Below are 8,033 nucleotides of genomic sequence, written 5' to 3' on the forward strand. Positions count from 1 at the left end.
GACATGACCGCATGGATCGGGCACCCCTTCGATCCCAATGCCTTCAACGTGCAGGACGCCCAGGATCGCTTGTATGAAATCAAGCTCTAGCTGACCAGTCGTGCGCTGCCAAGTTGGGCCTTGGTCGGACGCTTACGGTCGTAGAGGTGTACGCCATCAGGCTGTATGCAAGCCTGTAGACGAGGCATGCATCGGATTCGCAACGCATGAAGGTCGGTGGGCACCGATGTCGTGTATCCGTTCGCTAACATCCACTCGACGACACCACGCCTTGTTGGCTCGACCCCATCTCGACGCATCTCGATTGTCGGCAGCGTGATGACCTCTTCATTGTTGTGAAACAGCACGTGCCTGATGAGTCTTGGCATGTACTCAAAGAAGTTCAGTCGAGCCAGGCTGGCTCGACATGGTTCGCCTCTTTCAGCTCTTCGGCCCATGGTTGAGCCGGGCATGAGGTGGTCGACATGCGCTTGCGTCCTGGCGTGGTTCGACTCCAGTGCTGCTTTGTTGATGGCGTCATAGGCCGCACCAAAGCTAGCGCCAATACCCATCTGCTCAAGCGTACGCATGGCCAGTTCGCCTTTTCCTTCCCCGTTATCCATGACGAACTGACGGAATGTCATTGGCAGCCAGTCTCTTGACTGGATCTTGATCCCGAACCTTGCGCAGTACTCCACCTTGTCTTCTGCTGCGTGAAGAATGGCCATCAGCGCTGTCGTCTGGCTTGGACTTTCGAAGCCAACGTGGTGCCCAAAGATGTAATCCGTCGCAGCACCTTGCACATCGGTTCGCCAGGGTGATGAGATCACTTTGAGACGAGAAGCACCTGAGACCAAGGTTTGGTCGCAACTGGTGCTATCCAGGAATGCCTCACCATTGACAGCCAGGTACCGGTCCTTTGCCTTTCCCTGCCGACGCAGGTAGATGCGCCTCTCCGGTGTCTCTCCCCTGCGAATCGCGATCGCAGAAAGTGCTTCGTCGCTGCGTCTTCCCCAGTACTCAAACTGACTGACGTTGTACTTGAGCGCCTCTGGTTGCAGGGTGACCTTTGCGCCTGATCCGTCCCAGCTCACTGATTTGACAAACCATGTTTCCAGTGTTCTGTGGAATGCTGTTCGCACAGACACACCGCGCACCTTGTATTTCTTCCATCCCAGCGCGAAGTGCACCCTTGCGAACTCATCACAATTTGCGCCCGTGTCGCGACCACGAGAGATGTCGCCCACATCAACCGGTCGACCTGTCTTCACGCTGCTGAACTTTTGCTTGCCAGGGTTCCCGCAGCGGCTGTACCAAGGCAGCAGCCCGTTGCGGTTACCAAGTGCCAGGATGTATGCGTTCAGGGTTCGCTGGATCCGTGATCCTCCCTTTATGTTTAGCTCTCTGGCGCGACGCTCTGCCCATCCGACAAACGCTGGGTCCGTGACGATTTCTTCAATCGTGCGTCCATGGACGAAGGGTCTGATCAGTTGGTACGCTTCCGCGCGACGTCTAAGCCACGACCTGAGGTTTCGACGAGAGCGGTGCACCATGCCTGTGGAGGCGTTGGTTCGCAGCTGATCGGGGGTCAGAAGCCAGTGGGAGGGCGTGTCAAATTCTGCGACGCTGTAATCCCCTTGTCGAATCTGCATCTCAAGGGCAGCGAGATCGCAGCTGATCGGTTTGGGAACATAGTTCTTGCGGTTTCCATGCTTGTCTTTTCCGGGAAACTTGGCGATGACGACCAAGTTGTCTCGTTTGTCCAGATGCACGATCCGGCCGTACAGCCTGGGTTCTCCACCCGATCTTTGTGCGCGCAGTGCGCAGCCAATCGAAAGTTCAGTCATGGCTCACCCCTAAGTACCGAAGCCTCAATGACTGGACGACCGTTGTTCCTCCGCGTTTGACAGGCTTGCGCATCTGAACTCGCTGGCTCAAGTCGATATCAATGCGGTGTAGCCACGCACCGAGTCTGAAGAAGGAGAACGCGTCTTCGCGACTTATGCCGACGCGTTGACCGGCAGCCACTGCTGCATCAGATACTGGATGATCATCTGCAAGCTCGTTGAAGGAGCCTACAAAGTCATCGAACCGCGCGGTTTGCCTGTTCGAGCGCAAAAAGTCCACGGCAGGTCGCATGACGATGAGTTGTTGAACCAACTCGGTGTTCAAGAAGGCGCCATCTTCGTGGTGATGGTGGGCGCCAACGGCATGGCAGTAAAGACGATCAAGCTCAATGCGCTCCTGCGCTCGTGCGCTTTTGTCGGCAATCGCTTTGGGCTTGCAGCTGATGCCGAACAGGCGCCAACGGTGGTCCTGCCGAATCCTGAACATCAGGTCAATCGAGGCGATGTATGGAACGGTCGTTCCCACGTAGGTGCCATGATCAATGCCGGCGCCTGTCGCAATATCCAGCAGCCCCGGAACGGACTCCCTGCGATCATCGAAGTCCGCATCCAGTCCGGTGTCTGGGTGCGGGTGTTCGAACGGCCACAGGGGCAGGCATTCCCTCAGCTCGGTTGCTCCCATGTAGCTGACCAGCAATGCCGTGTGGAATTCGAGCTTGCTCAGAAAGTGATGGTTGCGCGCCTGTATGCCAACGCTGTCAAAGACTTGGTGGCTGGTGGGTGACGTGAAGTTCTTTCGGATCCGAATCCACGGCAGGTACTCGTCTCCACGCCCTTGTCCATGTCCTGAACGGATGGCTCGGCTGATCTGGTCAAGCTTTCGACGTGTGTAAGCGGTGGGTTCCGAAGGGCTGCGTGATGCTTGACCTTCCTCCTCATTCAGTAGGTAGAGATACGGGGCGCTGTAGCCCGCTTGGGCAGCGATCGTGTTTGCGCACGGACGACCTGGGGAATTCATAGGCATGGCGCTGCCTTTCTGCGAATCGGGCAGGTAGGTAGTTGGATGGCTTGCGCATGCCCATCGGACTTGACCATGGGCATTTGCGGCAGGCGAGTTGACTCATGCGAAGCGAATGAGCTTGCTTGAGTCCTTTTTCGGCGGGAGGGAGCGGGGGCGTGGAGTCGCTCAACGTCACGATGCGTTGTGCGGACTTGCGCGTAGCGCGCCTACACGCACCATGGCCAAGTCGTCGTCAGCTCGGATTCATCGGTCGCTCCCTTTTCGCACAGGCGTGCGAGTCCAGTGCCTGTCACCTGACGGGCACAATCTTTGGACCTGGGGAGTTGACGTGTCCATTGGGCACGTGTAGATTCCAGTTACCACGCCGAAATCTGTGGGATCTCCCCAGTACGAATGCGCCGCACGGATCAGTCCCTGCGGCGTTTTTGTTTGCGAAGTCAGTTATTCACGTGGTCCCCTTTGCAACGACGGCATGGTCGTTTCTTTGCACTCGTGGCATCAGCACGATTGAGTTGGACGGTCGCCGGCCTCACCAGGTGACGTCTCGGCGGTGGAGCCTCTAGCGTGAGCAAACTTCAGATCGTTTGCGGAGCAGATCACGCCCGGCTTCAGACCCAGAAGGACGCAAATCGTGTGGCTTTGGCCCCTCAGGCCCAAAGTGCGGCCTGAGAGGATGCGGTACGTCAGCTGTGCGGACACGCCCTGACTTCGCGCCCAGTCGCTCACCGAGATGCCCCGACGACGGAACTCCTCGCGCACTTCCTCAACAGTACAAACAGGTACTATGCTGTTCATCATGATGCGTCCTGTTCAAAAAAGCGGCGAGAATGTTCATAATTCTAAACATGATAGCGGGCCGATCTCATCGGTCAACCCCCAGCAGTTCGGGGCTCGCTTGCGTGAGGAACGACTGAGGCTTGGACTCACCCAGGCTGAAATGGCGGAAATAGGCGGTGTGAAGCGAACCAGCCAGCACATCTATGAATCCGACATCCGTGTTCCGGATCTCAACTACCTGATGAGGGTTCGCGATGCCGGTGCTGATCTGGGCTACCTGGTCCTAGGGGTGCGCCAACCATCTCAGGGGGCGGGTGTCATGACTATCAGTCATTCCGCGTTGTCCAACATCTACAGGGTGGTGGACGAAGTGTGTGTTGACGTCGATGGCGTGCTGCTGCCTCTAGAGAGCCGCCTCCGTGTCTTTCAGCTTCTTTGCGCATCCATGAAGGGGCAGGAAGCCAGCTCCTCAAGCTTGGAAGCTCTGCGCAATGAGTTTGCTCGTTTTGCGGGGACATGACATCACAGCCTTTCAGCAGTCAATCATGAAGAAGCACATGTTCCCCACTGCCCAAGAGGTGCTTGTGGCCGTCGATCGATTCTGGTCAGGCGTTTGGTTGCTTGCGTTGCGTCGCTGGTGGCAAGAGCGAAAACTGGCTGACGCATTGGAGGAGACGGGCGAACAGTCAATGATCACCCGTCGTGTCACCGAGCGGTACCGTGTGCTCGAGCGCAGCATGTGCTTTTGGCGAGCATCCCCACCCCTTGTCTTGGATGCCTTGGAGGCTGGTCATCGCGCAGGCATCCCTTTGGATGATCTGCAGATGCTTGCGCTGAACAGGGACCTTCGCGTGGTGGGCAACACAGTCAAAGTCCGGCGCAACTGGTGGATCAAGCTGCTTGCGCCCCTTGCTGTCGCAGTTGTGGTGTTGAACTGGGCGCGTCTTTCCACGCTGGTTGTGCTGGCTTCTGCACCATGGTGGGCGAAGCTGACGGCGCTGCTGGTGATCACCGTGTTGTTCTGGTGGTTCTGGCGCGGCTTTGCGCTCTACACGACACGGGCCAACACGGCCATCAAACGCTCAGGCGCAGCCATGGAGGCTGTGGCGTTGAGCTTGGGGCGAGAACCTGCAAAGGTCCACACCGCAGACTTCCAACGGAAGTAACCGGGCGCCACCGTCGTTCCCATTGACCCTATTCCGCTCCATATTCGAAGACGACATTCATGCCCATCAAGAAGTCAGACCTGTATTCCAAACTCTGGGCCTCATGCGACGAACTGCGCGGCGGCATGGACGCCAGCCAGTACAAGGACTACGTGCTGGTGCTGCTGTTCATCAAGTACATCAGCGACAAATACGCTGGCCAGCCGTTCGCCCCTATCCAGATCCCCGAAGGCGCGAGCTTTGCCGACATGGTGGCCCTCAAGGGCAAGCCAGACATTGGCGACCAGATCAACAAGAAGATCGTTCGCCCGCTGGAAGAAGCCAACCGCCTGCGCATCAAGGCCGACTTCAATGACGACGCCCTGCTGGGCTCTGGCAAAGAAAAGGTCCAGAAGCTCGACAACCTGATCGGCATCTTCGAGTCCAAAGACCTGGACTTCTCCAAGCACCGCGCCGATGGCGACGACATCCTGGGTGATGCCTACGAGTACCTGATGCGCCACTTCGCCACCGAAAGTGGCAAGAGCAAGGGGCAGTTCTACACCCCGGCCGAAGTCAGCCGCGTGATGGCCCAGGTGCTGGGCATTGCCAAGGCCAAGACCAGCCCCGACACCACCGTGTACGACCCGACCTGCGGTTCGGGCTCGCTGCTGCTGAAAGTGGCCGAGGCCGCGTCCACCGAGGTGAGCGTGTACGGGCAGGAAAAGGAAGAAGTCACCAGCGGCCTGGCCCGCATGAACATGATCCTGCACCACAACCCCGGCGCCGTGATCGAACAAGGCAATACCCTGGCCGACCCCAAGTTCCTGGATGGCGACCAGCTGAAGACCTTTGACTACGTGGTGGCCAACCCACCGTTTTCAGACAAGCGCTGGAGCACCGGCCTCAACCCACAGGCCGACGCCTTTGGTCGCTTTGACGGCCACGGCATCCCACCCGACAAGCAAGGTGACTACGCCTACCTGCTGCACATCATCCGCTCGCTCAAAAGCACAGGCCGGGGCGCGTGCATCTTGCCGCACGGCGTGCTGTTCCGGGGCAATGCCGAAGCCGAGATCCGCAAGAGCCTGGTGCGGCGCGGCCTGATCCAGGCCATCATCGGCCTGCCCGCCAACCTGTTCTACGGCACCGGCATCCCGGCCTGCATCATCGTCATCGACAAGGGTGGCGCGGCAGCGCGCAAAGGCATCTTCATGATCGACGCCTCGCAAGGCTTCATGAAAGACGGCCCCAAGAACCGCCTGCGCGAGCGCGACATCCACCGCATCGTGGACACCTTCATACAACTGGACGACAGCGACCCACACTACGCCCGCATGGTGGGGCTGGACGAGATCGAAAAGAACGACTTCAACCTCAACCTGCCGCGCTACATCGACAGCAGCACGCCCGAAGACCAGCAGGACATTGACGCCCACCTGAACGGCGGCATCCCCGAGGCCGATGTGCAGGCCCTGGGCCGCTACTGGGCCGTGTGCCCGCAGTTGCAGGCTGCGCTGTTCAAGCCCCGTCGCCCCGGCTATGTGGACTTGACGGTGGCGCCTGCGGCCATCAAGGCCAACATCCACCAGCACGCCGAATTCCAGGCCTTCACCCAGGCCATGAACGTGCACTTCGATGCCTGGCGCACACCCGTAGCCCAACGGCTGAAAACGCTGGCACCCGGCTTTCACCCCAAAGAGCTGATCCATGAGCTGGCCGAAGGCCTGCTGGCGCATTACGAACACCAGCCCACAGCCCAAGCCCTGATCGACCCTTATGCCGTGTACCAGCACCTGACGGACTACTGGGCCAACACGATGCAAGACGACGCCTACCTGATTGCCGAAGATGGATGGAAGGCCGAGCCCTACCGCGTGCTGGAAACCAAGAAGAACAAGGACGGCACACCCGGCAAGACCGTGGACAAAGGCTGGGCCTGCGACCTGGTGCCCAAGGCCTTGCTGGTGCAGCACCTCTTTGCAGCAGAGCAAGCCGAACTGGATAAGCTGACGACCGATTTGGACAGCGCCCAGGCAGCACAGACCGAACTGGAAGAAGAGCACAGCGGTGACGATGCCGTCTTCAACGGCTTCGACAAGATCAACGACAAGGAAGTGAAATCACGCATCAAGGAGATCGGGCCGGATCCAGACGCCGCCGAAGAGCTGGCCGTGCTCAAGCGCTGGTTGACCTTGTCAGAGCAGGTGAGCAGTTTGAAGAAGCGAATCAAGACGCTGGACGCCGATCTGGATGCGAAGGCACTGGCGCGTTATGCCACGCTGACCGCTGATGAGGCGAAAACGCTGGTGGTGGACCACAAGTGGATGGCTGCGCTGGATGCCGCTGTACATGGCGAACTGGACCGCGTAAGCCAGGCGCTGACCGGGCGGGTGAAAGAACTTGCCGAGCGTTATGGGCGGACGATGCCGGAGCTGGCACAGAAGGTTGACGACCTGGAGGCGCGGGTGGCGGGGCATCTCGCAAAGATGGGGTTCGCATGGAAGTGAGTGAACCCAGCGCGAAGTACCTTGTGCGGTCCGCTAAACAACGCACAGATATCGGCGTCCTACCCTTGGACTGGAAGCTCTGCCGGCTTGGTGAGATCACAAAGTTGATGACAAACGGTTTTGTGGGAACGGCTACCAAGCACTACGCACCAGAAGAAGCGGGAGCCATTTACATCCAGGGCTTCAACGTCGAGGAAAACGCATTCAATCTGTCTGGAGTGAAGTACGTTACCGAGGCATTCCATCGTGCGCATCAAAAATCTTGCTTGCGAGAGGGCGACCTACTCACAGTCCAGACTGGTGACGTTGGGTTGACGACAGTTGTTCCACCATCATTGGTCGGAGCAAATTGTCACGCTTTAATCATCTCTAGGCTTGATCGTGCCGTGGCAGAGCCCCGCTACGTCTCCCAGTACTTAAATTGTGCTCAGGGTCGTGCCCGCCTCAAGCTGATTGAAACGGGCACAACGATGAAGCATCTGAATGTGGGCGACATGCTCGGATTCTTGGTGCCGCAACCACCTATCTCTGAGCAGCGGGAAATCGCAGAGTCCCTCACGGACGCTGACGCCTTGATCGACTCGCTGGAGCAACTGCTGGCCAAGAAGCGCCAGATCAGTAATAGTCCGACGCGCACCCTCTTGTCACGACCGGCCGCTAGGCTTTAGACATCCAACACGTGGCGAAGCGCTGCAAACGGCAGGCGCCATGATTCGGTGCCGCAATCGACAGTTGCCGTGCGTTGGTTGATGCG

Annotated in this window: 7 protein-coding genes; 5 read left to right on the forward strand and 2 right to left on the reverse strand. The window is 58.6% G+C overall.

Translation table 11 applies throughout. From position 1 onward, the window contains the following. Positions 1 to 86: 86 nt before the first annotated feature. Complete coding sequence (locus ABG80_RS21990; RefSeq protein ID WP_152987625.1) at positions 87 to 1,826, reverse strand: hypothetical protein; 1,740 nt, start codon at positions 1,824 to 1,826, stop codon at positions 87 to 89. 199 nt (positions 1,827 to 2,025) lie between these two features. On the opposite strand from ABG80_RS21990, the gene ABG80_RS21995 reads away from it, so the two are divergent. Beyond that, positions 2,026 to 2,610 carry a hypothetical protein gene (locus tag ABG80_RS21995; protein ID WP_152987626.1) on the forward strand — a complete coding sequence of 195 codons (585 nt, stop codon included), beginning with the start codon at positions 2,026 to 2,028 and terminating at the stop codon, positions 2,608 to 2,610. Positions 2,611 to 3,345: 735 nt separating this feature from the next. Here the strand turns inward: ABG80_RS21995 and ABG80_RS24075 are convergent. Further along, entirely contained in the window at positions 3,346 to 3,645 is a 300-nt protein-coding gene (locus tag ABG80_RS24075) for a helix-turn-helix domain-containing protein (protein WP_200964317.1), read from the reverse strand. Between ABG80_RS24075 and ABG80_RS13710 the strand changes: the two genes are divergently transcribed. The 4 genes from ABG80_RS13710 to ABG80_RS21515 are packed head-to-tail and all read left to right on the forward strand — an operon-like array spanning position 3,632 to position 7,947. Next, the gene (locus ABG80_RS13710; protein WP_058088217.1) at positions 3,632 to 4,144 is read left to right on the forward strand and encodes a helix-turn-helix domain-containing protein; all 513 of its coding nucleotides are present in this window, start codon (positions 3,632 to 3,634) and stop codon (positions 4,142 to 4,144) included. The genes ABG80_RS24075 and ABG80_RS13710 overlap by 14 nt on opposite strands. A 25-nt stretch (positions 4,145 to 4,169) precedes the next feature. Beyond that, positions 4,170 to 4,790: a hypothetical protein gene (locus ABG80_RS13715; RefSeq protein ID WP_058088218.1), complete on the forward strand. Its 621-nt coding sequence runs from the start codon at positions 4,170 to 4,172 to the stop codon at positions 4,788 to 4,790. A 59-nt stretch (positions 4,791 to 4,849) separates the two neighbouring features. After that, a complete protein-coding gene (locus ABG80_RS13720; protein WP_058088219.1) occupies positions 4,850 to 7,279 on the forward strand; it encodes a type I restriction-modification system subunit M in 2,430 nt (809 codons plus the stop codon). Next, positions 7,270 to 7,947, forward strand: a complete 678-nt coding sequence (locus ABG80_RS21515; RefSeq protein WP_083506102.1) for a restriction endonuclease subunit S — start codon at positions 7,270 to 7,272, stop codon at positions 7,945 to 7,947. Before ABG80_RS13720 ends, ABG80_RS21515 begins: the two co-directional genes overlap by 10 nt. The last annotated feature ends 86 nt before the right edge of the window (positions 7,948 to 8,033 follow it).

This window comes from Aquabacterium parvum, assembly GCF_001447195.1.
In the GTDB taxonomy this organism is placed as follows: Bacteria; Pseudomonadota; Gammaproteobacteria; order Burkholderiales; family Burkholderiaceae_C; genus Aquabacterium; species Aquabacterium parvum.